Origin of the sequence: Rhizobium sp. rho-13.1 (genome assembly GCF_007000305.1) — a bacterium.
Classification (GTDB): domain Bacteria; phylum Pseudomonadota; class Alphaproteobacteria; order Rhizobiales; family Rhizobiaceae; genus Rhizobium; species Rhizobium rhododendri.
In genome coordinates this window covers 77,299-103,764 of the sequence record NZ_SCFL01000013.1, presented here as the reverse complement: position 1 = coordinate 103,764, position 26,466 = coordinate 77,299, and the positions used below count along the sequence as shown (strand labels likewise).

Sequence of the window (26,466 nt, the reverse complement as noted above, 5' to 3'; positions counted from 1 at the left end):
ATGACCGTTTCCAAGCCGCTCCACCTTTTATCCATCGCCGAAGCCGGCGCCGCGTTGCGCGCCGGAACGCTGACCTCGCGCCAGCTCACCGAAGATGCCCTGGCAACGATCAGGGCCACAGACCCCGACATTCATGCTTTCGTTCTGGTCACGACCGAGCGCGCCCTTGCCGATGCCGACAGGGCCGACGCCAATTTCGCCCAGGGTCTCGACCATGGCCCGATGCACGGTATCCCCTACGGCCTGAAGGATCTCTACGATACCGCCGGCATCCGCACCACCTGCCATTCCAACCTGTTGCGCGACAACGTGCCAAAATCCGATTGCGCCGTGCAGGAAAAACTTTCGGCCGGCGGCGGCGTGCTGCTCGGCAAGCTTGGCACCTTCGAATTCGCCATTGGCGGCCCGAGTTTCGACCTGCCCTTCCCGCCTGCCCGCAACCCCTGGAATCTCGATCATTTCACCGGCGGCTCCTCCTCCGGTTCGGCCGCGGCCGTCGCCGCCGGAATGATGCGCATGGCGATGGGCTCCGACACCGGCGGCTCGATCCGCGGGCCGGCCGCCTTTTGCGGCGTCGTCGGTCTCAAGGCGACCTATGGCCGCGTCTCGCGCCGCGGCGCCTTTCCGCTCGCCTATTCGCTTGACCATTGCGGCCCGCTGTCCTGGTCGGTCGAGGATGCCGCACTCACCATGCAGGTGATTGCCGGTTACGACCCGCGAGACCCGGCCTCGGCCAATGTCCCTGTCCCAGATTTTTGCGCGCCGCTCAGCCAGGGTATTGCCGGCCTTAGGATCGGCTATACCCGGAAATTTTTTATCGACAATCCGTCGCTCACCAAGGAGGCGACCGACGCCCTCGACGCGGCAGCTCAACAGATGTCAGCCCTCGGCGCCATCGTCGAGGAGGTCGACATGCCGCCCTTCGAGCAGTTCGACGCCTGCAACCGTGTCATCCTGTTTGCCGAAGCCTACGCCATCCACGAATCCGACCTGAAAACCCGGCCCTATGCCTATGGCCGCTACGCCTATCAGCAGCTGATTTCAGGCGCCGTGCTGTCTGCCTCCGACTTGGTGCAGGCCCAGCGCCTGCGCCGCGAATTGACCGCGGCCGTCAACGGTCTGCTGAAAACCCACGACGCACTGCTCGCCCCGAACGCCCTGACGACAGCCGGCCCTTTTTCCGCCTTCGGCCCCGACGCCGGCCGCTGGGCCGGCATTTTGACCGGCCCGTTCAACGTCACCGGCCACCCCGCCCTGGCCCTGCCGATCGGCTTTGGTGCCGACGGCCTGCCGCTCAGCGCCCAGATCATCGGCCGCCCCTTCGACGAGCCGACGATCTTGCGCATCGGCGCCGCCTACGAGGCGGTTGCCGGCGTCACCGAGCGCCGCCCGGCCCAATTCCAACCGGCCAGGGCCGCCTGAGCGAGGTTTTCTCTTGACCGTCACCGACCTGCACTATGCCTCCCTTCTCGAGGTCTCCGCCCTGATCGCCAGCCACGACCTGTCCCCGGTCACGCTCACCGAGGCGATGCTGGCGCGCATCGAAACCGTCGATCCGGCGCTGAATTCCTATCTCTCCATTGCAGCCGACAGCGCTATGGCGGACGCAGCTGTGGCCAAGGCGGAGATCGATTCCGGCCGCTACCGCGGCCCCCTGCATGGCGTGCCGATTGCCATAAAAGACCTGTTCCACACCAAGGGCGTCGCCTCGACTTTTGGCTCGCTCGCCTACAAGGATTTCGTCTCGGACAAGGACGCCACCATCGTCCACCGCCTGAAAACAGCCGGCGCCATCATCCTTGGCCGACTGCATCTGCACGAAGGCGCCTTCGGCGAGCATCACCCAGCGCTCGGTCGCTGCCTCAATCCGTGGAACAGCGACTATTGGCCAGGCGGCTCGTCCTCCGGCTCGGGGGCGGCGACGGCGGCGGGCCTGTGCTTTGCCAGCCTCGGCACCGACACCGGCGGCTCGATCCGCTTTCCCTCGGCCGCCAACGGCGTCACCGGCCTCAAACCGACCTGGGGCCGCACCAGCCGCTACGGCGTCTTTCCATTGGCTGATTCGCTCGACACCATCGGCCCGATGGCCCGCAGCGCTGCCGACGCCGCAGCGATGTTCAACGCCTTTGCCGGCCCCGACCCGATGGACCCGACGAGCGTGTCGGCCCCGACGCCCGACTATCTGGCCGCGCTCGACGGGGTGCGCGGCGCCCGCGGTTTTAGCATCGGCGTCGACGAGGCTTATCTCGAAACTGGCGTCGATGACGAGACGATCGCCGCGATCATGGACGTGATCGCCGTCTTTGCCGATCTGGGCGCCATCATCGTCCCCGTCAAGGTCCCGGACCGCAGGGCCGCGACGTCGGCGCAGATGATCATCACCGATGCCGAAAGCGCCAGCTTTCACCAGCCGGTCTTTGAAGCGGACAAGGCACTGTTCGGCCCGCAGCTTGCCGCCGCCCTCGAGCGCGGCTTCGCCTACAGCCCGATCGACATGGCCAAGGCCTACATCACCCAGGACCGTTTCAAGGGCGAACTGGCGCGTATGTTCGTCGGCATCGATGCGCTGATCTCGCCGGTCTATCCCTTTATCGGCGCGCGCTACGACGAAATGGACGCCCATCTGAAGAATTTGCACGGTTTCCTCGGCTACACTGCGCCGTTCAACATCGCCGGCAGCCCCAGCGTCACCATGCCCTGCGGCCTGTCGGCTGTCGGCATGCCGCTCGGCGTGCAGCTGATCGGCCCGCATCTCTCGGAAGCCGAATTGCTGAAGGCTGCCCATGCCTACCAGCAGGCCACCGACTGGCACACCCGCCGCCCGCCGCTTTCCTGATTTCGAACAACAAAGTTTTGCCGCATGTCCCTCGAAAACATCCATTTCCAGTCCCTGACATCCGTAGCCAAGCAGATCGAAAGCGGCGCCGTTTCGCCGGTGGCCGTCGCCGAGGCGATCCTTTCGCGCATCGAGAAATACGACCCCGGCCTGAAGAGCTACACCACCGTCACCGCCGATCTGGCCTTGCGTCAAGCCAAAGCCGCGGAAACAGAAATTGCCAAGGGCATCTATCGCGGCCCGATGCACGGCATCCCGATCGCCGTCAAAGACCTGTGCTTCACCAAGGGCATCACCACGACCGGCGGCATGAAAATCTACGAGGATTTCAAGCCGGATTACGACGCCACGGTGGTGACCAAACTGGCCGAGGCCGGCGCCGTCCTGCTCGGCAAGCTGCACATGACCGAGGGCGCGACGATCGAGCACCATCCGGACATGCCCGAGCCGGTCAATCCCTGGAAAAAAGACCTTTGGACCGGCGTCTCCTCCTCCGGCTCCGGCGTCTCGACGGCGGCCGGCCTCACCTATGCGGCGATCGGCTCCGACACCGGCGGCTCGATCCGCTTTCCCTCGGCCTGCAACGCACTGACCGGCATCAAGCCGACCTGGGGCCTGATCAGCCGCTACGGCATTTTCGATCTTGCCGCCACCTTCGACCATCTTGGCCCGATGGCCCGTTCAGCCGCGGACGCCGCCGCCATGCTGCAGGCGCTCGCCGGCTGGGACAGGAACGACACGACCACCTTGAGGGCGCCGGTTCCCAACTACCTCGAAGCGCTCGACGGCATTTATGGCGCTCGCGGCATCAAGATCGGCCTCGACTGGGATTATGTTGCGCCAGATGCTGATCCGGTAACGATCGGCCTGCTGAAGGACGCCATCACTGTCCTCGAGGAGATCGGCGCGCTGACCCAAAACGTCAAATTCCCGGCGATCGACACGCTGCTGACCTACGCCATGTCGATGACTATGATGGAAATGGCAGCGGCCCACGAAAAAACCTATCCGTCGCAGGCATCGCGCTATGGCGGCTGGATCAGCCAGGGCATGGAGGCCGGCCGCAGCGCCAACCCGGTCGATATCGGCAAGGGCGTCATCGAGCGCTACAAATTCCGCGGCGCCATCGTCAGCATGTCCGAAGCTATCGATGTCTTCGTCATGCCGGTCTTCGGCCGCGGCACGCCGACCTGGGAAGAAGTCCGGGCGGCCGTCGCCATCGATTTCAACATCATCGGCAAATTCACCACGCCGTTCAACGCCAGCGGCGTACCGACCGTGACGCTGCCCTGCGGCTTCACCGATGATGGACGTCCCGTTGCCTTCCAGCTGGCCGGCATCCACGGGTCCGAGGCGATGCTGCTGAAAGTCGCGCACGCATATCAGCAGGCGACCGACTGGCACACTCGCCGCCCGACGGGGTTTTGAGGCGAGACGGCGGCCGGCAGACGCGCAGAAGATGGAGTGCGTATGTCAATTCAGCGCCTGCGGATCTTGTGGCTGCATCTGCTCGGGCAGGTTCCAGCGCTTCGCTCTCACTTAGGATGTTGAAATTTCTTTTTTCGCCCGCCGGAAGCGAAACAAGGAGGCCCGGATGCTTTCCTTAGCTGGAAAGAGAGGCAGACGAAGACTCAGCGCAGCTAAGGATCAGATCCTGACAGAGGATAACCACCACTCCACGAACCAGCCGCTGGGCAGCTTTCAGCGCCCGGTCCGACTTGCTCTTTGACAAACACCGATGGTTTTCATCGCGTGACCGTTTCATCCTACGTATCAGCAGGCTTCGTCGCGGTCACAGCGGTCGATGGCCCGCCAGCCGACCGCCACTGTCATCCATTTACTGGATCAATTCTCGCAGCAGGTTGCGCAGTTCTGCCGCCCGGTCGGATTCCAGCAATTCGACGATCCGCTGCTCCTGGGCCGTTGAGACCCCCCGCAGCCGCTTGAACAGCGTCTTGCCGCCCGGCGCCGTCAGGATCAGCACGCGGCGGCGATCGTTCGGGTCCGGCGCGCGATAGACCAGTCCTTCGGCCACCATCTTGTCGATGATCTTAGTCAGCGTCGGCGGCTCAATCAGTGACAGGCCGGCGATTTCGCCCATGGCACAAGGTTCGCTGGCATCCAGCACCTCGAGAATGCGAAACTGCTCGATCGGCACGCCGCCCGGGCGCAGCCGCTCTTCGAGTTCCTGCTCAAGCTGGCGATTGACACTGGCGATCATATAGGCCAGCTGGTCCTTCAGACGAATTGGAGCCATTTCCTCCCACCCCGACACTTTGCTTTTCTTTAGTTTCATTTTCTAGCAATAGACGTTGTCTGCCGGCGTCATTTCAACCACACGAGCCGGCGTCGACACGCCAGAAATGCCATGAAGTGATTTCGGATTCCCTAATACTGCTCGACGCCCTGATAGCATCAGGGATGGAAACTGACAATATTTCGTTTTCAATTATTCTTCAGTGTGCCAAGGCCGCAACAACCCGCAGGGTGGCGCCTTCGGCCTGGCCGAGATAGACCCCCGGAGATCGTCCGACCGGCTTGCCGCTGAGCATGTGGCGGGCCGCCGGTCGCGTCAAGGAACGCTTCAGGTGATGGGCAAGCCTGCGGCTGTCGCGCGATTGGAGGTCGCGGGCAAGGCCGGCGAGCACATGGAAACCCTCATAGCAGCCGACGCTCGCAGCCGATACCGGCGGCGCATATTCGCCGAAAGCATCGTGATAGAGCTCGAGGAAATGATCGTTCGATTGCGAATGATGTTCGGAAAAGTAGTTGGCGGCGGTGAATAGATTGTTCGAGGCATCGGCGCCGATGCCGCAGATCACCGTCTCGTCGACGATCAGGCCGAAGCGCAGCATCTTTTCGTCCAACCCGGCGGCGGCGAAGGCTCGGTTAAATTCGACCGAACATTGGCCGACCAGCGCCTGGATCACAACCTGCGCGCCGCTGCGGGCGATCTGCCGCAAGACCGCCGTGTAATCAATTGGATGGGTCGGCACCAGCAGGTCACCGACGAGCTTGCCGCCCTGCTGCAACATCAGTTGCCGGGTGGTCGCCAGCGCCGAACGCGGCCAGATGTAGTCATTGCCGACGAAGAAGAAGCGCTCGGCGCGCTTGTCGTTTCGAAACCAGTGTAGCGCCGGCGCCATCAATTCGTGATCGACGCTACCGATGGCGATGGTCGAGGGACCGCAGGCAAGACCTTCATATTGCGGCGTGTAGATATAGGGAACGCGGTGCGACACCCGATCACTGATCGTGTCGCGGATATTGCTCGGATGGCCGCCGATGATCGCCTCGGCACCATCGACCTCCAGCAGCATATTGACGGCAGCCAGCGCCTCGCCGTTGGAAAAGCCGCAATCGCCGAACACCAGTTCGATCTCCTCGCCGAGGATGCCGCCGGCAGCGTTGATCTCGGCCGCCGCCACCAGGGCGGCCGCATCCATGGATGGCGCCCACATGCCGGCAACGCCGGTTCGGGGATGTAGCAGACCAACTTTCATGTTGCTGTCCCTTCTGTGGGCATCGAAGCGGCAGTTCGTCCCATGCCTCGCCCATGGCTGACGGTCTGCCAATCCGATTGGATTAACAGTTGCCCTGGAAAGTAATCCGCTGTGTGCCGTCATAGTGCATGGCTTGAAGGAGGCTGTCAAACAGTTGGCGCAATTTTCATCGACTGACGGCGCGGCCTATTTAATCACCACGCCGATAATTAAAATACTTGCCAAGCTGATAGTTTCGTAATTAATTATTTCATTCTGATCATGTCGACAAGGCGCCAGGCTGCCGCCCGATCACTCCCGACCCTGATCATCAACCCTGACCGAAGGAGAGCGACATGCATAAGATTTCGATCCCGCAGCACATCATCGATCGCGGCCGCAAGCAGCGCGGCGGCAAGGAATACGTTTTCGACAGTCTCGACATGGCGAAGGTCGCCCATATCATCGTTGATCTGCAGGTTGGTTTCGTCGCCGAGGGTGCGGCGGTCGAGGTGCCGGTGACGCGCGAAATCGTTGGCGCTGTCAACAGCATTTCCCGGGAGGTGCGGGCCGCCGGTGGCACCAATGTCTTTCTGCGCTACACCTATGACGCGGCCGAAAAACTGCCTTGGAACGTCTGGTTCCACAATTATATGAGCGAGACCCAGTTCGACATCATGACGGAGGCGTTTTCGCGCGGCGCCGACCAATGGCAGCTGGCGCCGGAGCTGGATGTCAGGGACGCTGACCTCGTCTTCGACAAGACACGCTTTTCAGCCTTCATTCCCGAGACCTGCGATCTCGACCAGCAACTGAAGGCACGCGGCATCGACACACTGATCATCACCGGCACGTTGACCAACTGCTGCTGCGAAAGCACGGCGCGCGACGCGTTGCAGATGGGCTACAACATCATCTTCATGACCGACGCCAACGCCACGCTCAGCGACGAGGAGCACAACGCGACGCTGATCAGCATGTCGGCGATCTTCGCCGATGTCATGGACACGCCGCATCTGCTGGGCCTCATCGAAAGCTCGATCGCGACTAAAGCAGCTGCCTAGCCGAGGCGGCGACAGCGTCGCGCACGTTTCCCATCCACCACGTCTGGAGCATCATCGTGAACGCATCTAGCCCCATGTCTCCCCTCGCCGATATTAATATCGCCGCACTGACAATTGACGACATCCAAGCCGCCTTTGCCAGCGGCGCCTATACGTCAGAGCAACTGACGCTCGCCTGTCTGGCGCGGATCGAGCGCTTTGAGCCTTACTACAATGCCTTTACCTTCATGAACTCTGCTGCCTTGGCGGATGCGAAGGCCATTGACGCGCGCCGGGCTGCCGGCGAAACGCTCGGCCCCCTGGCCGGCGTGCCCGTCGTCGTCAAGGAAGCGATGGATTTTGTCGGCCTGCCGTCGACAGCCGGCTGGGCGCAACTCTACAGCGGCACGGGCGGCATCGATCTGATGCCGGAACGCGACGCGCCTGTCGTTGGCCGGCTGAAGACGGCCGGGGCGATTATTCTCGGCAAGACGAATATCCCGGCCTTCAGCCATGATGGCGCCCGCGCCAATTCGAGCTGGGACGGCCCGACCTACAACGCCGTCAATCGCGCCATTGCCCCCGGTGCCAGCTCGAGCGGCACGGCAACGGCGATTGCCGCCGGCTTCGCCGTCGTTGGCCTGGCCGAGGAGACCGGCGGCTCGATCCAGAACCCGGCCGCCGCCCAGAGCCTCGTCAGCGTCAAACCGACGTTTGCCCTGGTGCCGAACGCCGGCGTCGCGCCGCTGGCCGGCTCGACCCGCGACGTCGTCGGCCCGCATGCCCGTACTGTCACCGATGCCGCCCTGCTGCTCGACGTCTTGGCCGGCTATTCCGCCGAAGACCCGAAAACGGTGGCGAGCATCGGCAATATTCCCGAGGGCGGCTACACTGCAAAGCTGAGCCTTACCGCCCTCAACGGCGCGCGTGTCGGCCTTTACGGTGCCGGATGGCGGACGAAGCCGCTGTCGAAGGAAGCCGCCGCGCTTTACGCCGTGGCGATTGACGAGCTCAGGCAGCGCGGCATCGTCGCGGTCGACGATCCTTTTGCCGGCACGGAATTTGCCGCTCTCAGCGCCCTGGAGGGTGATTTCGATCCGCGAGGCATGGAATCGATGGCCCATGACTTCGACAATTATCTCCGCCGGCTTGGCCCTTCGGCTGCAGCAAATTCGCTGCTGGCTTTAAAGGGCTTGCTGGCGGACGACCCTTTTGCCGATGACAAGCTGCTGGGCAGTCACCCGAAGACCATGCCGATCCTCAGCAAATCCCTAGAAAATCCGGCGGCAGTCCCCGATCTCAGCGAATTTCTGGCGCTGCGCCAATCCTATCTGCGGGTGTTCAATGCCGTCATGCGGCAGAACAATCTCGATCTTCTTATTTTTCCGCAGGTGTCCGAGGCGCTGCCAGGCATTTTCGACGAAGCCACCTTCCCGGCAACGACGGTGTCGGAAATCAACATTGCCGGGCTGCCGGGCGTAACGGTGCCGGCGGGCCAGTTTGCTAATGGCGGCCCGTTCAGCCTGATATTCGTCGGCCGCCTGTGGAGCGAGGCGGACCTGCTAACTTTCGCCTATGACTACGAGCAAGCGACTCATCACCGCATCACGCCAAAACTTGTCGAGGATTTTTATAGTGAGCCCAACTGATCCCGTCCAGATAATGGCAAGGCCGGTTCGAGCACGCGGCGGAACCATCGGTACGATCGAATGGCTGGCAGAACAGGGTTTTTCCAGGAGCCTTTTAAGGCCACGCAATGTGAACCTCATTTCGACCAGCGGGACGCCATTGGCGCAAACCTCAGCACGATCGAGGGTACCAACGCCCTAATCGTCGTCATCGAAAAGGCTTTCGAAAAAAAATCGAAGGTTGTCTCGACACCCTTGTCGACGGCGCGAGGCTGTAAAATTCCGTTCCTGGATCGCCTGTTCAGTCTTAAGGCATCTGTTTTAGTGTAAACGTCTGCTCTCCGATCGCGCTTACCAAGGATGCTGAAAACGTTTTGCAAGGACGGGATGGACATGTCATTAACGTCGCATCGGCTTTCGGAGAGGTGGCGCGGCCACCTGGTAACACCCTCTATATCGCGACGAAGTGCGCTGCACGACCTCACCCGAGGCTTTTCACGTGCGAACTCAGCCAGCTTGGCATCATCGTCAACGGCGTTAAGTTCGACCCGATTATCACCGAACGTTTTGTGCTTGTACTTCGTCATTCTGCGATTCCAACGCCTTGATAGGATTTGGACCTGCGACCCGCGAATGACCTCAATGTGAAGCTATTGAATTATCGCGGTTTCGCGAGGTACATCTCCCGACTTGGGTGCCAGCAGTCTTTGGAAGACTGACCGCGAAGTGACTACGCGGCCAATTCCGGGCATCTCACAACCTCGTGTGCCTCGACATAGAGAAATGATACTGCGCAAGCTAGCGAGGCTATCTAAATGCCGCTCATTTTATGCCTCAGTGCAGTCTAAACCACAGTCTGCTAGGTGGCGCCCACCGGGTATGAACGACTGCCACCGATCAAAGCATTTGCAAGTCGCAATTCACTGGAAACTCGGAAATCCGATGATGTCCGACACGCTGACGGTAGCGTGTCGGTTTGCCCATTCTACGCAACCTCAAACTTGATTGCCTGGGCACCCCGCCAAAGCGTCATTACGCCCAGTTCAGCGAGCTTGTCCAAATCAGAGGTGATGGTGATGAAGTGGTTTCCGGCAAGCTGGCCCATTTTTGACGAGAAGTCGACACCGCCATAGGCAAGCAGAATTTCCGTCTCGCTGATCCCACCGGGATACAGAATGATATGACCAGGGGCGGGATGGCTCGTGTGGTTTTCATAGCCGACGCCGAAGTCCTTGTCTCCGAGCGGAATCCAGACGCCCTCGCCCGACCAGCGAACGTGCACAATCTCCCCGCTGAAGGGCAGGTGCTTCAAGAACGCCTCCGCGGTTTTCGGCGCTTTCTCGACCTCCAGCTTGGCATCGAAAGTGAACGGGCCTGCGGTAATTTTCAGTTTCATTGTCGATCTTTCTATTTTTCAGTTGTGATAATCTTTTTCGGCTGGCCGAGTTGCAGATGGCCGGTATTTGTCCCGCTCTTTTACATCGCCCAGGAACAGTGCGACGCGGTGGCCACGTTGGCGCTTTTGATGACGAGATCGAGTTCGGGCATGGCAACGCCTTTCAATGCTGAAGAATCTTGCCGAGAAACGCTTCCGTCCTTGGATTGTGTTTCCCCGAAAAAAATTCTTCGCTCGGGCAATCCTCAAGGATCTCGCCCTGGTCGATGAAGATGACTCTGGTGGCGACTCGGCGGGCGAAACCCATCTCGTGCGTCACCACCATCATCGTCATTCCGTCCTTCGCGAGCCCGGTCATCACATCGAGAACCTCCGAAATCATCTCCGGATCGAGTGCCGAGGTCGGCTCGTCGAAAAGCATGGCGAGCGGATCCATGGCCAGGGCACGGGCAATCGCGACACGTTGCTGCTGGCCGCCCGAAAGCTGGCTAGGATATTTCTTTGCTTGTTCGACCAAACCGACGCGATCGAGAAGCTCCATAGCCTTCTTTTCGGCACTGACTGCCGTACGACCGAGGACGATCTTCTGGGCTAGCATGATGTTCTCTATGATCGTCAGATGCGGAAAGAGCTCGAAATTCTGAAAAACCATCCCGACGCGGGTGCGCAGGTTTGGCAGATCCGTTTTCGGATCCCCGACTTCGATGCCGTGGACACGGATCGAACCCTGGTCAAAGGGCTCCAGGCCGTTGACGCATTTAATGAGCGTGGATTTGCCGGATCCTGAAGGCCCGCAAACGACGATGACTTCGCCTCTTTCCACCTTTACGGAACAGTTCTTCAGCACCTCGAAGCTGCCGTAGAATTTTGTGATGCCTGTGATCTCGATCATGATCGACCTTTCGAGAAGCGGGATATGGAAAAAGGCTGCAGCGCCTGACCGGTCTCGCGCCCAAGCACCAGCTGAGCCGTGAGATGTCCGATCAGCGGGCCGAGTGTGTAGCCGTTCGATGTGACCGCGTTGAAAAACCCAGGCTGCGACGGGTGCTCTCCGAGGATCGGGGCGCCATCGATATTGATGTTCATCGCCGCCCAGCTGCGAATGACGTTCAGCTTGCGAAGGGCGGGCACGACATGCTGGGCAACCCAAAGATTGCCTTCAAGACTGGAAAACGACGGTCGGGGGTGCTGGTGAACCGGATCGAGACCTGCGGTCCATCCGCCGCCGATGATGAAGTTTCCGTTGAACGCTTGCTTCAAGGTCAGATGCCGATCAGCATGCGCGACGAGGCAGGTGATAAGGGGCGCTGCTGCTTCGGTCACGACCATCTGCAATGGCGCGCCGAACACGGGGATATCAAGACCAAGCATTGCGCCGATGCGTGAGGCGAACGCGCCGGCGGCATTGATGACGCGTTTTACTCGAATGTTGCCGCGCGACGTTCTCACGTCGAAGCCTCCGGAGGCTACCGAGGCGATGGAGAGGACCTCGCAGCGCTCGAACACGTGGGCACCTTGCTGTTGCGCCGCTTCGAGAACGTATTGCGTGGCAACGAGCGGATTGATCTTGCCTTCCTGCGAGCAATAGGCTGCACCGACGAAGTCCGGCGACAGATGCGGCTCGATATGGCGAAGCTCGTCACGGTCGATCAGTCGACTGTCGATGCCAGCTCCACGTTCTGCCGCCACCTTGGCCGCAAGAAAGCGCATATGCGCGTCGGTCTCGGCAACCATGACGCCGCCTGTCACTTTCATTTCGAAATCCCGGCCGAGTTCCTTCTGCAAGTCGGCCCACAGGCGAATGGAATCGCGCTGCAACGGCAAAGTTTGCACTGCAGGCCCTCCCCCGGCCTCGGCGCGGCTGCCGTGATCGAAGGAAAGCAGTTGGGCGTGAAGACTGCCCGCGTTGCCGCCCGACGCCAACGAGTTAGGGAAGGCGCGTTCGACGATTGCGACATCTTCGCCGGCTCTGGCAAGAAAAAGCGCCGTGGACAGGCCTGCGATCCCTGCCCCGATGACTAGCGTCGAAATGCTCGATATGGGTAAAGGCACAATCTCGACACGGGGTGACCTCTCTGGCAGCATGGCCCTTTTATGACCACCCCATTCCGGTTTCTCGACCGCAAGTGCTGCAAGCGGAAGAGGACGAAGTGGCATCTGAGGGGCAAGGAAACCCTGAGTTTCGCTGCCTCGACGAGTCTCGCCCACTACGTTCGCCACGCGCTTACTACAGTAGCGTCCTTGGCAACGACCCATACCAGCACGTGACAGCCGCTTCACCGTCGCGACGTCATTTGCGCTACGCGCGCTGATTGCCTGCAATGTCCCTAGAGTGACACCTTCGCAGCGGCAGACGATGGTCTCCGGCGGCTGAATTTGTACCGCATTCTCGATTGGCGCGAACAGGTTCCAGAGTGCCTTCTGAAATGCGCGATGGCGACCGAGTCGTCGCTGCGCCTTGATATCTGGCGAGGCATCCAGACCGAGCTTTTTCGCAACGGCCAAGCCCGCTAGACGCCCTTCTGCCATTGCAACATACGCCCCACCGAAGCGAGCAGCTTCACCGATGACGTGGATACCTTCTATCGTGGTCTCGCCACCCTCGCCGCAGATCGCGGACAGCTCGCCACCGACGACTTCATGGCCGCATCCAAGCAGTCGGGACAATTCGTTGGATGGGGTGAAGTCGCCGCCGATCAATACAGCGTCAGCGTCTATAGTTCGCTCACCCTTTGGCCCCGAGATGGTGACGCTCTCCACCTTCTCACGCCCGTGAATCGCTTTGAGGGTGGTCTCCCAGAAGACCTTCGTTCCGGCAGATCGCAACGCCGAGAGTTGACGACAGCCCAGTAACGCAAGCGTGGCATCGGCAGCAAAGAGTTGCGCGCCGGCTCCAGGCGACTTCCACGGTGGCGCCGCCTTATCGGCAAGAGCGACAACTATACCGCCCGCCTTGCGGATCTCGTTTGCCACCTGAATGTTCAAAGGGCCATTCCCGGTGACGACGATCCGCTTTCCCGGAACGGTCGCATAGCTTCTGAGCAGCGTCTGTGCCGCACCTGCTGTCATCGCACCAGGCAAGGTCCAACCCGGCACGGCGGCGGGTCGTTCGTAAGCACCTGTCGCTATGATCAAAAATTTCGGCTGGCAGTAGAATGCACCGTCAGGCCCGAAGCATCCGATAGTCGCTTTACCATCCTCGTTCAGCTGAGCACCCCAGACCATGGTACCCCTGAGAATGGCGACGCCGCTTTTCTCGAGCAAGCGAATTAGATCGGCACCCTGGCTCGCCTGCGCGTCACCACGCAGATGCTCTTTCGCATGGTCGCTCGACGGTTGCTTGAAGTATTGGCCACCGGGCGTGGCTCGCTCGTCTACAATCGTGACGCTTGCGCCCGCCGCGACAGCCGCTTGGGCAGCGGCGAGACCCGCGGGTCCCGCCCCCACCACCAGCATGTCCATCACGCGCGTAGGGAGCGACGAAGGGACGTCGCAGAGATCGGCGATGCCCGACGACGAGATCTCAGCCCGAGGTGAAGGGCGTTCAATGCGCATTCCGTCCGCGACGATCGTCATGCATGCCCGCTGGCTCAGTCTGCCGTCGACCGCGACGAGGCAGTCCTGACACGCGCCCATGCCGCAGAAAAGACCGCGCGGCTCTCCCTTTAGACCTCGGGAAAATCCGTGAGAGCCCGATGCCTCGATCGCGGCTGCTACAGACAGGCCCTTCTCGACGGCGATGCCGACGCCATCTACAAAGAGGTTGATCAGCCCGACTTCTGGAGTTTTGGTGAGAATGTCGGGCATGCAGTCGTCCCTTAGGCGTGGAAGCTGAGGCAGAAGTCGGCAACCATCTTCTTTATCGCAGCATCCTGTGCAGCCGGCAACGGCAGGCGCGGCGGCCGCGGCTGTCCCGCTCCGAATCCCATGTGATTGAGAAGCGACTTCGATCCTGCAACGTAGGCCTGACCTCCGACGGCCTGGATGACCGGAAGCCACTTCAGATAAAGCGCTCTTGCTTCGTCGATGTTCTTCTCGTCAGCAACCAGCTCGAATATCCGCGCCATCGGCCCCGGAGCGACGTTCGAGGCGACGGCAACCCAGCCCTGCGCGCCAAGAACGAAGGACTCGAAACCCAGGATGCCGCCAAATACGGTCATGTTGTCACCGGCCAGACGGATAATGTCACGGACACGGGTGACCTCCAGTGTCGACTCCTTTATGTAGTCACAGCCTTCGATCGCCGCGATCCGCTTCACCAGTTCTGGCTTGAGATCGACATTGGCGGTCGCCGGATTGTTATAGACCATGATCGGAATGGAGATCGACGATGCGACAGTCCTGTAGTGATGGACGATCTCGTCATCGGTAGGCGTAGAATAGAATGGCGGGATGATCATTACCCCGTCCGCACCCATCTCTTCCGCCTTCTTGCTGAGCCGGACACATTCCCTGGTGTCCTCCGCGCCAGTGCCGATCAATACCGGAACACGCCCCGCGGCCGTCTCGATGACGGTCCTCGCAACACCATCCCGCTCGTCTTCGCTGAGAGACAGGAACTCGCCCGTGGAACCAAGGGGAATGAGACCGTGAATGCCTTCGCGGATCTGCCAGTCGGTAAAGGCGGCGAGTGCCGTCAGATCAACAGCACCGTCTTCGTCCAACGGTGTAATCATCACGGTGTAAACGCCGCGAAATTTCGAGGTCATGTCTTTAATTCCTGAGGTTAGCGTCGTTGGTTCGCCGATAGCCGCGATTCGGCATGGCCCAAGCGCTTTTCGATGTGATTCTGGAAAAAATCCCAGAGGGTGGTAAGAAGAAGATAGTAGATCGCTGCCACGGCGAAGAGTTCGAGCACCATGAACCGCTCCTGGATCAGCACCTGCGTCCGCCTTAAAAGCTCCTCGACCGAAATGACCGAGGTAACTGAGGTTGTCTTGAGAAGGCCGTTGACCGAATTGCCGAGCGGCGGAATGATCACCTTGAAGGCCTGCGGCATGACGATGTAGCGCATGATCTGTCGCTCCGTCATACCGAGCGCCCGCGCGGCTCTCGTCTGTCCGTCCGGCACGGCCTCGATGCCCGCGCGTATGATCTCGGCCAGGTAGGCGGCCTCGTTCAACGCCAGTCCGATGAGCGCCGACTCAAGCACCGTGAACTTGATGCCGAAGAGCGGAAGCGCGGTGTAAATCGCAATCAATTGGACCAGAAGAGGCGTCCCGCGGAACAGCCAGATGTACGCCTTGGCGAGGTAATAGAGCGCCCGGACCTGCGACCGCCGCATCAAAGCAAGCGCAAACCCGATTATCAAGCCGGTCATCAGCGAGACGACGGTCAACCAGACCGTGGTGAATACGCCGCCGAGAATGAAGGGATTGACGAGGTACCCGAAGAAGCCGGACCAGTTCCAAAGCGTCATTTGCAAGACTTTCCTGAAGAGGACGGCGCAGGAAGCGCCATCCCGTTCTTAAACCAAATCGCGCGTTGGATCAGCGACCAGGACCCTTTACAGAATAGTCGCTTGAGACCATCGGCAAGCCGTACTTGTCAAAGAGGGTCTTCAGCGAGCCGTCGGTCTTCATTTCCTTCAGCGTTGCGGCGACGGTGTCGGCAAGGGTGGGGCTTTTGAATGCCAATGCGACCGGAGCTGGGTATAGGCCGCTGATCGCGCGCTTGAAATCACCACGGGAGTCATAGTCCTTGGCGACCGCGTCGATCGACACGACTCCCTGGACTTGGCCAGCGCGCAAAGCTTGATAGGCCAATGCGAAGTTGTCGAAGGTCTGGATCGTGAGACCTTCCTTGCCTGCATCACGAAGCTCCTTGTCGAGCGCATGGGCCTTGGTTTCTTCAAACCCACCGATTTCGACGCCGACAGTCATGCCAGCAAGATCGTCCTTTGTCGTGACCTTCTTGTCGGAACCCGGCGCTACAGAGACGCTGATCGCCTGATCTTCGTAAGGGATCATCTGCATGATCTTGGTTCGCTCCTCCGTGAAGAAGATCCCGGTATTGATCATATCCCAACGTCCGGCCTGCAGACCGGGAACCATCGCGGAGAACTCAATGCGAACATACTCGGGCTGAAGGCAGAGACGCTTTGCGATTTCGGTGCCCAGCTCGATGCGCATCCCCTTGAGGTCGCCGGTGGAATCGATGAACTGGAGTGGCGGCAGCGTTGGGTTGGTCGACATGACAAGCGTGCCCGGCTTTATCAGCTCACCTGCGGCGACCTTGGGCTGGCAGGATTGGGCGAACGCGGTCGATGCGGTAATCGAAAGAACGGATGCCGCAAGAATGCAGCGCTTGATGTGAGAATGGAGCATTTTATCCTCTGGAGTTTTGTTATCGTTGGGTCCCAGGCGTGCATTCATATGGGATCCCACTTTTATACAAAAGTATTTTGGTGATGCAAGCGCGATTTTTCGATCATTCAGTAATTTGAGAGAACGCCTTGCCTGACCACCTCGAGATGATTGATCATCGCCAGCCGGGCTGCATCGCCGTCGCCCTTGGAAAGGGCTTCGAGTATTGCGCGGTGCTCGCCGACGCCGGGCTTCGCCCGAACCACGGCCATCTGCCTTTCGAAAATGGTCGTGTAGCGCCGCATCTCCGCAATGGCGGCGGACATAAATGGATTTCCGCTCTCAGTAGCGATGTAACCATGCAGTGCATCATCGAATTGCCATACGATCTCAGGGTCAGGATCGGCATTTGCTTCGATTGCGTCGAGCATGTCGAAGAGCGATTCAACGCGATCTCGACGACCGTGCAGAGCCGCCTGGACAGCGGCTGGCGGCTCAAGAAGGGCGCGCATCGCCAAGCTGTCGAGATAGTCTTTGAGGCTGATCACCCGAACAGACAGAACTCCCTTTTCGTCGCGAACAAGGAGCCCCTCGCCTTCCAGTCTCCCCAGTGCGTGGCGCATCGGCGACCGCGAAACCGAGTGCTGCGCAGCCAGTCTGCGTTGCTGCACAACCGATCCGCCGACAAGTCGGGCGGCAAGAATGTCCGCCAGCACGCTGCGGTATGTATTATCCGCAAGACTGGTATCGACCTGCTCATCAAGTTCATTGTCACCAGGCAATTATGTTGGTCCCTTTTCGATATCGGTTATCATATGCAACAAGAGCCATCTTGAAGGAAGTGGCGCGTCGCGCGAGAGATCGGGCGGAAGCGGATTGGAGATCGACAGGACTGTGACAGACGTTTCAAGCGGGCGGGTGGAGACCGCCCCAGACAAGAGCGGGCATAATCTCGCATCCATGGCCTACAAGGCCATATCCGACATGATTAGGCATCGCAGGCTGAAGGGGGGCCATGTCATCGTGGAAGCTCGGCTTGCCGAGACACTTGGCATCTCGAGAACTCCCTTGCGGGAAGCCCTTCAACGCCTTGAGGGCGAAGGTCTCGTCCGCAAGGGCAATGGCCGGAACTACGTAGTTCGTCATGTGGACATCGGCGAGTATTTGCAAAGCCTGAGGCTTCGCCTGCTCATCGAACCCGAAGCCGCAGTCTTGTCCATAAAAGCGATCCCCCGTCGCCAACTCATAACAGTCAGGAGAGAAATTGACGAACTGCTTGGGGCCACCGCCTATCATACCGATCAGCACTGGTTCTCAGACGACAACCTTCACAACATGATCATCGACAATTGCGGCAATGCGGTTATGGCAAAGGTCCTGCGGGAACTTCGGGCGACGACGCGGTTGTTCGAAATCGAGCGGCTAAAGGACCGCCTCAGGCCGGATTCGACCGAACATCTCGTCATAATCGAAGCGATCGAGCTTGGAGATGAGAAATCTACCCGGGATGCGGTGGCGGGCCATATCGTCAGCCTGATAGAGTTCGCTCGAAGACATCTGCAATCGACGGAAATGTGACCTGGGATTGGTTTGCTTATTGATCGTATGAGAGCGTGAGGTCACCAAATAGAAGGCACTTTCAGAAGTTTACCGGTGCCAAATTTCTACACGGAGGTACCGGACGTTCCCACCGATTGAGGTGAGACCGTCATCACGGCAAATACTTAGGGAGCGCTCCAGCTTACCCTTCGCTATCCAACACGGATAAATCGCTGTTTTTAATCCTCTACTCTTTCGAAAGTAATAGACTGTGCGCCCTCCCACAAAGTCTTGCGGCCCAGCTCATACAGCTTATCGAGGCTCGACGTGATTGTTATGAAGTGATTGCCTGCAAGCTGACCGACCTTTGAAGAAAATGCCACGCCGCCGTAGGCGATTAGTATTTCGGTTTCGCTAATGCCGCCGGGGTAGAGAATAACATGGCCTGGCGCCGGGTGACTTGTATGGTTCTCATAGCCAACACCGAAATTAAAGTCCCCAAGCGGTATCCAGACGCCCTCGCCGGACCAGCGCACATGGACGATTTTCCCCTCGTAGGGCATGCGCTCCAAGAAAGCCTTCGATGTCTCGGGGGCTCGTTCGATCTCAAGCACCGCGTCGAAGACATAGGGGCCAGCGGTTATCTTCAGTTTCATTCTCTCTAGATCTCCATGGATGGGGCAATGAAATCGGTATGCGCCGGGCGGGCGATCTTGCCGATAAAGTCTCGGGTGCGCTGAACTTGAGGCGCGTCGAATATCTGCTTCGGAGTCCCTATTTCCTGGATCCGGCCGTTCGCCATGAAGACCACACGATCGGATACCTCGCGCACGAAACTCATCTCGTGCGAGACGATCAACAGGGTGATGTTTTCGGAAGCGAGGAGCTTGATCGTGTCGAGGACCTCGCTCACCCGCTCGGGGTCAAGGGCGGACGTGACTTCGTCGAGCAGCAGAATTTCCGGTTTCAGGCAAAGCGCGCGCGCCAGCGCCACGCGCTGTTGCTGGCCGCCCGAAAGCTCGTCCGGATAGGCGCTCAGTTTGTCGCCAAGGCCGACCTTGTCGAGCCAGATCTTGGCTTCGGCCTCGACCTCGCGTTTGTCGCGCTTGCGGATTTTTGCCGGCGCGATCATCACGTTGCCGAGCACGGTCATGTTTCCGAACAGATTGTATTGCTGAAAAACGATCGCCAGCTTCTCGCGCGCAGCCTGAAGCGAGCGCCGATTTGCATAATCGATCCTCTCTCCATCGAGAATGATGTCGCCTCGCTCCGGCTTGAGCAAACCCGTGATGACGCGCAAGAGCGTGCTTTTCCCGGACCCAGATGGTCCGATCAAGCTGACGATCTCGCCGCGCTCCACCGTCAGGTCTATACCGTCCAGAACGGTGAGATCAGCGTAACGGGCTGCGAGACCGCGAATGTCGAGATGCGCCAATATAGCTCTCCAGATAAGTCCCTAGCCGAGCCAAGGGATAGGAAATCAAGAAGTACAGAACCAGGATGGTCGTGAAGACCAGCAGAGCCGAAAAACCCTTGGTATTGAGAATTTTGCCGGCCTGGGTCAGTTCGAGAACGCCGATCTGTGAGGCGAGTGCGGTGTCCTTGATGAACAGCACGAAATAACCAAACACCGGCGGCAGTATCAATGGCCACGCCTGCGGCCAGCGGACATGGTAGAGAATTTGCCACGGCGAAAAGTTCATCACCGCGGCCGTTTCCAACTGGCTCGGGCTGACGGCAGCAAGAGCTGCGCGGATAATTTCGGCGACGAAGGCAGTGGAAATGATCGAGGTGCTGATGACGGTGATGGCAAGCGGCGACAGATCCAGTCCTATCACCTGCGCCCCGAAGAAGAACATCAGCAGGGTTACCAGGAAGGGCACGCGGCGGAAGACCTCGACGTAGACGAAGGCCACGGCCTTGAATGGAAAAACTAAGGGTGAGCGCGAAAGGCGGGCCAGGGACAGGAGCGTCCCGAAGACGACGCCGACCAGGCAGCCGACTGCCGAAAGATAAAGCGTCGTCAGTGCCGCTTCTGCGAGCAAGAGTATATTGTAGCTTGTGAAAACCTGAGGAATCTGGACGAGAATGTCTTTCAGCATCAAAGCACCCTGATCCGTGCGCGGAAGACCCAGCGTCCGACCACGGCAAGCAAGATCGTCGCGATAAAGGTGATGACGACGTAGAGGCCAGCTATCGTCGAAAAGATTTCGATCGAGCGGAACGTCGTCGCGTTGACGTTGAAAGCCCGCCCCGTCAGCTCTTCGAGCCCGAACACGGCGGCCATCGAGGTGCCAAGCGTCATCAGGATATATTGGTTGCTGAGTGGAGGCAGGGCAACACGGAAGACATGCGGTATGATGACATGGCGCAAGCTTTGAACCCGGCTCATCCCCAGCGTCTCAGCCGCGTCGATTTCCTCGGGCCGCACGGATGCCAGCCCGGCCCGCAGGATCTCGGTCAGATAGGCCGCCGCATTCAGCGTCATGCCGATCAGCACGGCTGCGAACGGTGAGAAGACGATTCCCAGATCCGGCAAGCCAAAGAAAATCACGTAGATCTGCATGAGCTGTGGCGTATTGGTGAAGAATACGACATAGCCGCGCACCAGGCGCGAAAAGATCGGGCCGCCTTCCTTTCGGATGATCGCGAACGCGAACCCAAGAACCATCGCGCCCAAGAAAGCCAGGACGCTCAACTCAAGACTGAGCAGAGCGCCCCCTATAAAATATGGCAGATAGGACGTAATCTGACTGTAGTGCAGAACGTAATGCATGACCCGATCCCGTCCGTATCAGTCGTCGCCGCTCAGAAGTAAGATGTGACAGGAATTGGATAGACCATGTCGATCCCGAACCACTGCTTGTAGCTCGTCTTCATGAAGCCGTTGGTCTGCAACTGGTACAAGGCGACGTTGATCCAGGATTTCAGCGCCGTATTGCCCTGGGCAATGCCGATGCAGTCATAGTCGACTGAGGCAGACTTGTCGGTAATGACGCGCATCTCCGTGCTATAATTCTTGGTGTAGGCCCCGAGATAGTCGACGACGTCGACGATGGCATCGCCACGGCCCTGCTCGAGCGCACGCACAGCATCCGGATAGTTATCGAAGAGCGTCACCTGCGCCTTCGGCAGGCGGTCCTTGACGAAATCGACAGGCGTCGTCCCGCGGACTTCGACAAGATGGACGTCAGCGGAGTTCAGATCGTCGATGGTCTGGTAGGGCTTATCCTTTGCCACCAGTCCACTGATTGCTTCGGTCTGAATCGGCAGCGAAAAGTCGATTACCTTGGCCCTGTCGGCTGTTCGGGTCAGTGCGCCAAGGACGATGTCTGCCTTGCCGGTGGCCAGGAACGGCACCCGGTCGGCCGACGACACCTGCACAAGCGAAACCTCTACGCCCAGCAATTCGCCCAACTTTTTGGCGACGTCGACGTCGAACCCTTCGATTTCGTTTTTATCGTTGAAGCGCCCAAGGGGCGGCAGGTTCGGATTGATTCCAACGACAATTTTCTTAGCCGACAAGATTTCATCCAGGCTGTGCGCGTTAGCAGCCCCTGCCGAAAATGCCAGCCACGCTGCGCCGGCAAGCAGACAAGCCCTTTTTAAACCATTCATATCGTTCCCCTTTTTTTAGTCTACTTGAAACGTTCCGCAATATTTCCGTATGCGAGCCGTTGCGTATTCAGTCTTGACGGTGTATCTATCGTATACCGTTCGTAGACGAGAAAAACACTGTGCCAGATGAAAGTCAACCCATTGAATCGAACCCTAGGCATCTACGGGAGCGCAACGTGGAGCGCGGCAAGGTCGTGCGCTTCACGTTCGAAGGTCGCTCAGTTGATGCCTATGCGGGTGAATCGATAGCGGCGGCACTGTTGGTGGCCGGCTATAAAACGCTTCGCGAGAGTCCGAATGACCATGCCCCGCGCGGCCCGTTCTGCTGGATGGGCCTTTGTCAGGAGTGCTCGGTTGAAGTGGATGGCGTCCGTCGACCGGCTTGCCAGTCGGAATGCGCCGATGGTCTGGTTGTCCGAAAGGGAACGATCGCATGACCGAGATCTATGATGTCCTTGTTATTGGTGCCGGCCCGGCCGGAGGCGAGGCCGCTCTGTCGGCTGCGTCTTGCGGTCTCCGGGTATTGCTGGTCGATGAGGCCCAGGCGGCGGGCGGCCAAGTCTATCGCGCGGCACCTCGTAGCTTCGAAGGTCTAAAATCCACCCCCGAAAGCCGGGCTGGAGACGCCTTGCGCCGCCGTCTTGCAGAAAGCGCTGTCGACACGCGCTTCGGTCACGCAGTCTGGTCGGTCTCTCCCGACTTGCGAGTGGATGGCCTTTCCAAAAGCGGGCCGGTGTCCTGGCGCGCCCGTAAGATCATCGTGGCTACCGGCGCGCAGGAGCGGGTCGTTCCCTTTCCCGGCTGGACGCTTCCCGGCATAACAGGCCTTGCCGGCGCGACGATCCTCCTGAAGTCACAACATATTTTGCCGGGACGCCGGACGCTGGTGGCAGGACAAGGGCCGTTGCTGCTGGCTGTTGCCGCCGGAATTCTCAAGGCCGCTGGGGAGGTCGCTGGTGTCGTTGATCTTGCCTCACGGGGCGATTGGCTGGCACATGGCGCGGCTTTCCTGACGCGACCCGACCTTGCCATGCGCGGTGCAGGATGGCTGGCGCGACTTCATCGCGCAGGCGTTCCCTTCTTCAACAGACATGCCATCCGCAATGCTGCTCGACGGGGCGAGGACGAAATCGAGGCAACGATCGGTCCGGTCGATAATGATGGCCTGCCGTCGGAAGGCGCGGAGCGGACGATCGTCGTTGATGCCGTCGCGGTTGGAAACGGCCTGACGGCATCAACCGACGTCACGAGGCTGCTGCGTGCCGAGCATGCGTTCGATGAGGCGCGTGGCGGCTGGATTCCGCAAACGGATTCGGATTTTCGCACCAGCGTGCCTGGCCTTTACGTGATCGGTGACGGCGCGGGAATTTCGGGGGCGGCTGCAGCTGAGGTGAACGGGCGCCTCGCGGGTCTTTCTGTAGCTCGCGACCTTGGAGTTCTGTCCGATGAAGTCTACCTCTCGAAATCGTCTGTGCCGCGGCAAAAGGCGCGACAGGCACTCCGTTTCGGCGGCGCCATGGCGCAGTTGATGGCACTGAAGCCAGGGCAGATCAAAGGCATCGCCGACGACGCCATCGTCTGTCGCTGTGAGGACGTCAGCCGGCGGGACATCGACATTGCCTGCAGCGAAGGCGCACGCAGCTTGAACCAGCTGAAGGCATGGACCCGTTGCGGCATGGGACCGTGTCAGGGGCGCATATGCGGAGACATTGCGGGAGCCCTGCTGGCCGATGCAACAGGACAGTTTCCAAGGTCTGGCATGTTCACGGGCCGCACGCCATTTCGTCCGCTGCCGGTCGCCCATCTTGTCGAGACGGTCGATTATGCCGAACTCAAGCTTCCTCCGCCGGCTCCGCTATGACGTCGATGAATCCATCTCAGACGTATGATATCGCCGTGGTCGGTGCCGGCGCGATGGGTGCGACGGCCGCGCTTCATCTTGCCCGCAGCGGGATGCGTGTTGTGTTGATCGATCGAGGTGACATTTGCCGCGAGGCCTCGGGCGTAAATGCCGGTACGCTGACCCTGCATATGACCCGGGCCGGCCTCATCCCCTATGCGATAAAAGGCCGTGAACTCTGGCTCGACGCAGAGAACTGGCTGGGCATGGATGTCGGCGCACGGTCCGCTCCAGGACTGTCTCTCGCCTTTACGGCAGCTGAACAGGAGATGCTGGAAAAAAGGGCGCATGCGCGCGCAGCAATGGGCGCGCCCATCCGGCTGATTACTCCCGCCGAGGCACTTCGAGTGGACCCAGGCGTGAACCCTTCGCTGATCGCCGCTGCATATTGCGAACTCGACGGTCACGTGACGGCCTATCTTACAGGTCGGGCGTATCGAAAGGCTCTGGTCGCGGCCAATGTCTCCATTCTCGAAAATAGGCCTGTAGGCGGCATAGAGTTTGAGAAGGGCAGCTACACAATCCGCCACGAGGACGGCAGACGCACCGTGGCCAAGCGCCTTGTGCTTGCCGGCGGCGTCTGGCTGGAGTCGATGCTTGGCTGGCTTGGCCTGCGCGTCCCGATCAAGTGCCTGATCAACCAGCTTGTAGTGACGGAACGCATGCGGCCTGTGATGCGCAGCGTGGTCGGCATTGCCAACGGACTTCTGTCGCTGAAGCAATTCGAGAACGGCAGCGTGCTGATTGGCGGCGGCTGGCAGGGTATCGGCGATCCGATTCGTGGAGGGGTGGAGACCATCCCGGAGAACCTGATCGGCAATGTGCAACTTGCCCGTCACGCCATTCCAGCGCTAAACGACACCCGTATCGTACGGATCTGGCTCGGCCTCGAATCCGAGACCGCCGATGCCATGCCGATCATTGGCCCCCTCCCCGGGTTCGAGGAAGCCTATGTGATCGGCTGCGCCCATTCCGGATACACCAGCGCTCCCTATATGGGCAAATTGCTTGCCGACCGGATCCTCGGACTGGAGCCAGAACTGCCGCTGTTCGACCCTGCCCGGCTGATCAAGAACGAGGAGGATACACCTTGATACCTGCCATAGATCACCCTTTTCGCGGCATCTACGTCGCAACCCTCACGCCGTTTCGCGATGACGGCACGATCGATGAGGAAGTGCTGGCCGATCATTTTCGTAGCGTCACCGCCGAAGCGGGCATCGTCGGCGTCCTTTGCAACGGTCACGCCGGAGAGAACTTTCTGTTGACCCGCGATGAACGTCGCCGCGTTACCGAGATCGCCGTTGAAACGATTGGCCGCACCCATATCGTTGTCTCGGGACTGTTGTGTGAGTCAACGGCAGAAGCCGCTTGCCATGCCGATGATGCAGCCAGGGCGGGCGCCGATTCCATTCTGGTCTTCCCGCCGTTTTCCTGGGCGTTGTCGCAGGACAACGCCATGGCTGTAACCCATCATCGCCAGATCGCCGCGGTGGCTTCAACGCCGATGATGCTCTACCAGGCTGGCGTCGCGTCCTCGCTTGCCTACAGGCCCGAGGTCCTTTCCGAGCTGGTTCAGCTGCCGACCGTCGTGGGTATCAAGGAAGGGAGCTGGGAGAGCAATACCTATGACCGAAACCGCCGGCTCGTCAAACGGGTGGCCCCGCATGTCGAGGTCATGGCATCCGGCGACGAGCATTTGCTCCCTTGCTTTGCGATTGGCAGCGAGGGTAGTCTCGTCAGCTTGGCAGCCATCATGCCGCGGGAGATCGTAGCGCTTGATCGTGCGGTGCAAGAGGGCGATATGGATATGGCGCGTGCATTGAATGAGCGCATTCAGCCCCTGGCAAACGCCATCTATGGCGCGCATCCGATGGGATGGGCCACGGCCCGCCTCAAGGCGTGCATGCAGTTGCTCGGGCTTTGGCGCAATGGCAGTCCACGCGCTCCGATCACCGACCTTCCGCCGGCAGAAATGACAAGACTTCGGCAGGCGCTCGTTGACGCCGGACTTCTGGGTTGTGACGCATGACTGATGATGGTCTCATGTCGGTTATGACTGGTGAAGCAAGCCTCGCGGAGCGGGCCTATGACGAACTTAGCCGCCTTGTCCTGACGCGCAAGCTGCCTGGCGGCAGCCTTGTCGTTGAAGGACGGCTGGGCCAGCAGCTCGACATTTCGCGCACGCCGATACGAGAGGCGATCCTGCGGCTGGCCGCAGAAGGCCTGCTTGTCAAGCAGGGGTCACGCTCCTACGCCGTGCGCCAGGTGCAGCCGGTGGAGTTTTTTCAGGCGCTCAAGGTTCGCGAGCTTCTGGAAGGCGAAGCCGTCGAGCTCTCGGTCGGCCGCATCAAGCCGGAAACAATCGACGCGCTGCGTAGCGATATTCTCCGCCTCGGCACGTTGGAAGCGCAGGCCGCGGAACATTGGGATACAGATGACCGATTGCACATGCTTTTCCCGCAGGCGCTTGGCAACGATGTCCTTGTGCGGATGATACGGCAACTGCGTGTCACCACGCGTCTGTTTGAACTCACCAGTCCGGCTGGTCGAGTTGCAGCCGATGCGGCGGAGCATGTTGCCCTTCTGGATGCCTTTGCCAGGGGCGACGGCCGGCGCGCAAGGGCGATGATGGTGACCCATCTGCGCAACGTCGCCTCTGAAATTCTCGATATCGTAAGCGGGCGCGACATTAGCCCGGCTCGTCGGAGGACATGAT

The 26,466-nt window shown here is 59.9% G+C and carries 26 protein-coding genes; 12 read left to right on the top strand and 14 right to left on the bottom strand.

The genetic code is table 11. The annotated features are described in order from the left end of the window. The 3 genes from EQW76_RS22650 to EQW76_RS22640 are packed head-to-tail and all read left to right on the top strand — an operon-like array spanning window position 1 to window position 4,264. Window positions 1-1,422 (top strand): amidase, encoded by a 1,422-nt coding sequence (locus EQW76_RS22650; RefSeq protein WP_142831217.1) that lies wholly within the window; start codon window positions 1-3, stop codon window positions 1,420-1,422. A 13-nt stretch (window positions 1,423-1,435) separates the two neighbouring features. Further along, on the top strand, window positions 1,436-2,836 hold the full coding sequence (locus tag EQW76_RS22645; protein ID WP_142831216.1) for an amidase: 1,401 nt from the start codon (window positions 1,436-1,438) through the stop codon (window positions 2,834-2,836). A 24-nt stretch (window positions 2,837-2,860) separates the two neighbouring features. After that, the gene (locus EQW76_RS22640; protein WP_142831215.1) at window positions 2,861-4,264 is read left to right on the top strand and encodes an amidase; all 1,404 of its coding nucleotides are present in this window, start codon (window positions 2,861-2,863) and stop codon (window positions 4,262-4,264) included. 409 nt (window positions 4,265-4,673) lie between these two features. Here the strand turns inward: EQW76_RS22640 and EQW76_RS22635 are convergent, their stop codons facing one another. Further along, on the bottom strand, window positions 4,674-5,093 hold the full coding sequence (locus tag EQW76_RS22635) for a MarR family transcriptional regulator (protein WP_162854777.1): 420 nt from the start codon (window positions 5,091-5,093) through the stop codon (window positions 4,674-4,676). Window positions 5,094-5,292: 199 nt separating this feature from the next. Then, on the bottom strand, window positions 5,293-6,339 hold the full coding sequence (locus tag EQW76_RS22630; protein WP_161990985.1) for a substrate-binding domain-containing protein: 1,047 nt from the start codon (window positions 6,337-6,339) through the stop codon (window positions 5,293-5,295). A gap of 335 nt (window positions 6,340-6,674) precedes the next feature. On the opposite strand from EQW76_RS22630, the gene EQW76_RS22625 reads away from it, so the two are divergent. The 3 genes from EQW76_RS22625 to EQW76_RS22615 are packed head-to-tail and all read left to right on the top strand — an operon-like array spanning window position 6,675 to window position 9,319. After that, the gene (locus tag EQW76_RS22625) at window positions 6,675-7,382 is read left to right on the top strand and encodes a cysteine hydrolase (protein WP_142831213.1); all 708 of its coding nucleotides are present in this window, start codon (window positions 6,675-6,677) and stop codon (window positions 7,380-7,382) included. 56 nt (window positions 7,383-7,438) lie between these two features. Next, window positions 7,439-9,010: an amidase gene (locus EQW76_RS22620; RefSeq protein WP_341798999.1), complete on the top strand. Its 1,572-nt coding sequence runs from the start codon at window positions 7,439-7,441 to the stop codon at window positions 9,008-9,010. Between the two features lie 60 nt (window positions 9,011-9,070). Next, complete coding sequence (locus EQW76_RS22615) at window positions 9,071-9,319, top strand: hypothetical protein (RefSeq protein ID WP_142831212.1); 249 nt, start codon at window positions 9,071-9,073, stop codon at window positions 9,317-9,319. A gap of 655 nt (window positions 9,320-9,974) precedes the next feature. On the opposite strand, the gene EQW76_RS22605 is transcribed toward EQW76_RS22615, so the two are convergent. The 7 genes from EQW76_RS22605 to EQW76_RS22575 form a co-directional block, all read right to left on the bottom strand. Beyond that, window positions 9,975-10,385 carry a DUF3830 family protein gene (locus tag EQW76_RS22605; protein WP_142831211.1) on the bottom strand — a complete coding sequence of 137 codons (411 nt, stop codon included), beginning with the start codon at window positions 10,383-10,385 and terminating at the stop codon, window positions 9,975-9,977. Window positions 10,386-10,548: 163 nt separating this feature from the next. Then, a complete protein-coding gene (locus EQW76_RS22600) occupies window positions 10,549-11,277 on the bottom strand; it encodes an amino acid ABC transporter ATP-binding protein (RefSeq protein WP_142831210.1) in 729 nt (242 codons plus the stop codon). After that, window positions 11,274-14,192, bottom strand: coding sequence for an FAD-dependent oxidoreductase (locus EQW76_RS22595; RefSeq protein ID WP_142831239.1), 2,919 nt, complete (start codon window positions 14,190-14,192; stop codon window positions 11,274-11,276). The genes EQW76_RS22600 and EQW76_RS22595 overlap by 4 nt, the downstream gene beginning before the upstream one ends. 11 nt (window positions 14,193-14,203) lie before the next feature. Then, window positions 14,204-15,094, bottom strand: coding sequence for a 4-hydroxy-tetrahydrodipicolinate synthase (dapA, locus tag EQW76_RS22590; RefSeq protein WP_142831209.1), 891 nt, complete (start codon window positions 15,092-15,094; stop codon window positions 14,204-14,206). Between the two features lie 17 nt (window positions 15,095-15,111). Then, window positions 15,112-15,804, bottom strand: a complete 693-nt coding sequence (locus EQW76_RS22585) for an amino acid ABC transporter permease (RefSeq protein WP_142831208.1) — start codon at window positions 15,802-15,804, stop codon at window positions 15,112-15,114. A gap of 70 nt (window positions 15,805-15,874) precedes the next feature. Further along, window positions 15,875-16,711: an ABC transporter substrate-binding protein gene (locus EQW76_RS22580; protein WP_142831238.1), complete on the bottom strand. Its 837-nt coding sequence runs from the start codon at window positions 16,709-16,711 to the stop codon at window positions 15,875-15,877. Window positions 16,712-16,818: 107 nt separating this feature from the next. Then, complete coding sequence (locus tag EQW76_RS22575; protein ID WP_142831207.1) at window positions 16,819-17,472, bottom strand: GntR family transcriptional regulator; 654 nt, start codon at window positions 17,470-17,472, stop codon at window positions 16,819-16,821. A 178-nt stretch (window positions 17,473-17,650) separates the two neighbouring features. On the opposite strand from EQW76_RS22575, the gene EQW76_RS22570 reads away from it, so the two are divergent. Beyond that, entirely contained in the window at window positions 17,651-18,268 is a 618-nt protein-coding gene (locus EQW76_RS22570) for a GntR family transcriptional regulator (RefSeq protein WP_142831237.1), read from the top strand. 200 nt (window positions 18,269-18,468) lie between these two features. Here the strand turns inward: EQW76_RS22570 and EQW76_RS22565 are convergent, their stop codons facing one another. Genes EQW76_RS22565 through EQW76_RS22545 form a run of 5 tightly spaced genes read right to left on the bottom strand, consistent with a single transcriptional unit; the run spans window position 18,469 to window position 21,754 of the window. After that, window positions 18,469-18,885, bottom strand: coding sequence for a DUF3830 family protein (locus EQW76_RS22565; RefSeq protein ID WP_142831206.1), 417 nt, complete (start codon window positions 18,883-18,885; stop codon window positions 18,469-18,471). Window positions 18,886-18,890: 5 nt separating this feature from the next. After that, a complete protein-coding gene (locus EQW76_RS22560; protein ID WP_142831205.1) occupies window positions 18,891-19,664 on the bottom strand; it encodes an amino acid ABC transporter ATP-binding protein in 774 nt (257 codons plus the stop codon). Beyond that, window positions 19,621-20,331 (bottom strand): amino acid ABC transporter permease, encoded by a 711-nt coding sequence (locus tag EQW76_RS22555; protein ID WP_142831204.1) that lies wholly within the window; start codon window positions 20,329-20,331, stop codon window positions 19,621-19,623. The genes EQW76_RS22560 and EQW76_RS22555 overlap by 44 nt, the downstream gene beginning before the upstream one ends. After that, window positions 20,331-21,005: an amino acid ABC transporter permease gene (locus EQW76_RS22550; RefSeq protein WP_142831203.1), complete on the bottom strand. Its 675-nt coding sequence runs from the start codon at window positions 21,003-21,005 to the stop codon at window positions 20,331-20,333. Before EQW76_RS22550 ends, EQW76_RS22555 begins: the two co-directional genes overlap by 1 nt. Before the next feature lie 32 nt (window positions 21,006-21,037). Continuing rightward, window positions 21,038-21,754 carry a transporter substrate-binding domain-containing protein gene (locus EQW76_RS22545; RefSeq protein ID WP_244615433.1) on the bottom strand — a complete coding sequence of 239 codons (717 nt, stop codon included), beginning with the start codon at window positions 21,752-21,754 and terminating at the stop codon, window positions 21,038-21,040. Window positions 21,755-22,023: 269 nt separating this feature from the next. Between EQW76_RS22545 and EQW76_RS22540 the strand changes: the two genes are divergently transcribed. The 5 genes from EQW76_RS22540 to EQW76_RS22520 are packed head-to-tail and all read left to right on the top strand — an operon-like array spanning window position 22,024 to window position 26,465. Then, window positions 22,024-22,284 carry a (2Fe-2S)-binding protein gene (locus EQW76_RS22540; protein ID WP_142831201.1) on the top strand — a complete coding sequence of 87 codons (261 nt, stop codon included), beginning with the start codon at window positions 22,024-22,026 and terminating at the stop codon, window positions 22,282-22,284. Continuing rightward, window positions 22,281-23,708, top strand: coding sequence for an NAD(P)/FAD-dependent oxidoreductase (locus tag EQW76_RS22535; RefSeq protein WP_143123256.1), 1,428 nt, complete (start codon window positions 22,281-22,283; stop codon window positions 23,706-23,708). The genes EQW76_RS22540 and EQW76_RS22535 overlap by 4 nt, the downstream gene beginning before the upstream one ends. After that, window positions 23,705-24,841 (top strand): FAD-binding oxidoreductase, encoded by a 1,137-nt coding sequence (locus EQW76_RS22530; RefSeq protein WP_142831199.1) that lies wholly within the window; start codon window positions 23,705-23,707, stop codon window positions 24,839-24,841. The genes EQW76_RS22535 and EQW76_RS22530 overlap by 4 nt, the downstream gene beginning before the upstream one ends. Continuing rightward, window positions 24,838-25,779 (top strand): dihydrodipicolinate synthase family protein, encoded by a 942-nt coding sequence (locus tag EQW76_RS22525; protein WP_142831198.1) that lies wholly within the window; start codon window positions 24,838-24,840, stop codon window positions 25,777-25,779. Before EQW76_RS22530 ends, EQW76_RS22525 begins: the two co-directional genes overlap by 4 nt. A gap of 14 nt (window positions 25,780-25,793) precedes the next feature. Next, on the top strand, window positions 25,794-26,465 hold the full coding sequence (locus EQW76_RS22520) for a GntR family transcriptional regulator (protein ID WP_244615430.1): 672 nt from the start codon (window positions 25,794-25,796) through the stop codon (window positions 26,463-26,465). The last annotated feature ends 1 nt before the right edge of the window (window position 26,466 follow it).

Excerpts from the sequence above, each read along its gene's own strand:
- EQW76_RS22650 (WP_142831217.1), top strand. The coding sequence starts at position 1 with ATGACCGTTTCCAAGCCGCTCCACCTTTTATCCATCGCCGAAGCCGGC.
- EQW76_RS22640 (WP_142831215.1), top strand. The coding sequence starts at position 2,861 with ATGTCCCTCGAAAACATCCATTTCCAGTCCCTGACATCCGTAGCCAAG.
- EQW76_RS22635 (WP_162854777.1), bottom strand. The coding sequence starts at position 5,093 with ATGGCTCCAATTCGTCTGAAGGACCAGCTGGCCTATATGATCGCCAGT.
- EQW76_RS22630 (WP_161990985.1), bottom strand. The coding sequence starts at position 6,339 with ATGAAAGTTGGTCTGCTACATCCCCGAACCGGCGTTGCCGGCATGTGG.
- EQW76_RS22625 (WP_142831213.1), top strand. The coding sequence starts at position 6,675 with ATGCATAAGATTTCGATCCCGCAGCACATCATCGATCGCGGCCGCAAG.
- EQW76_RS22615 (WP_142831212.1), top strand. The coding sequence starts at position 9,071 with ATGGCTGGCAGAACAGGGTTTTTCCAGGAGCCTTTTAAGGCCACGCAA.
- EQW76_RS22605 (WP_142831211.1), bottom strand. The coding sequence starts at position 10,385 with ATGAAACTGAAAATTACCGCAGGCCCGTTCACTTTCGATGCCAAGCTG.
- EQW76_RS22600 (WP_142831210.1), bottom strand. The coding sequence starts at position 11,277 with ATGATCGAGATCACAGGCATCACAAAATTCTACGGCAGCTTCGAGGTG.
- EQW76_RS22595 (WP_142831239.1), bottom strand. The coding sequence starts at position 14,192 with ATGCCCGACATTCTCACCAAAACTCCAGAAGTCGGGCTGATCAACCTC.
- dapA (WP_142831209.1), bottom strand. The coding sequence starts at position 15,094 with ATGACCTCGAAATTTCGCGGCGTTTACACCGTGATGATTACACCGTTG.
- EQW76_RS22585 (WP_142831208.1), bottom strand. The coding sequence starts at position 15,804 with ATGACGCTTTGGAACTGGTCCGGCTTCTTCGGGTACCTCGTCAATCCC.
- EQW76_RS22580 (WP_142831238.1), bottom strand. The coding sequence starts at position 16,711 with ATGCTCCATTCTCACATCAAGCGCTGCATTCTTGCGGCATCCGTTCTT.
- EQW76_RS22570 (WP_142831237.1), top strand. The coding sequence starts at position 17,651 with ATGGCCTACAAGGCCATATCCGACATGATTAGGCATCGCAGGCTGAAG.
- EQW76_RS22565 (WP_142831206.1), bottom strand. The coding sequence starts at position 18,885 with ATGAAACTGAAGATAACCGCTGGCCCCTATGTCTTCGACGCGGTGCTT.
- EQW76_RS22555 (WP_142831204.1), bottom strand. The coding sequence starts at position 20,331 with ATGCTGAAAGACATTCTCGTCCAGATTCCTCAGGTTTTCACAAGCTAC.
- EQW76_RS22550 (WP_142831203.1), bottom strand. The coding sequence starts at position 21,005 with ATGCATTACGTTCTGCACTACAGTCAGATTACGTCCTATCTGCCATAT.
- EQW76_RS22535 (WP_143123256.1), top strand. The coding sequence starts at position 22,281 with ATGACCGAGATCTATGATGTCCTTGTTATTGGTGCCGGCCCGGCCGGA.
- EQW76_RS22530 (WP_142831199.1), top strand. The coding sequence starts at position 23,705 with ATGACGTCGATGAATCCATCTCAGACGTATGATATCGCCGTGGTCGGT.
- EQW76_RS22520 (WP_244615430.1), top strand. The coding sequence starts at position 25,794 with ATGTCGGTTATGACTGGTGAAGCAAGCCTCGCGGAGCGGGCCTATGAC.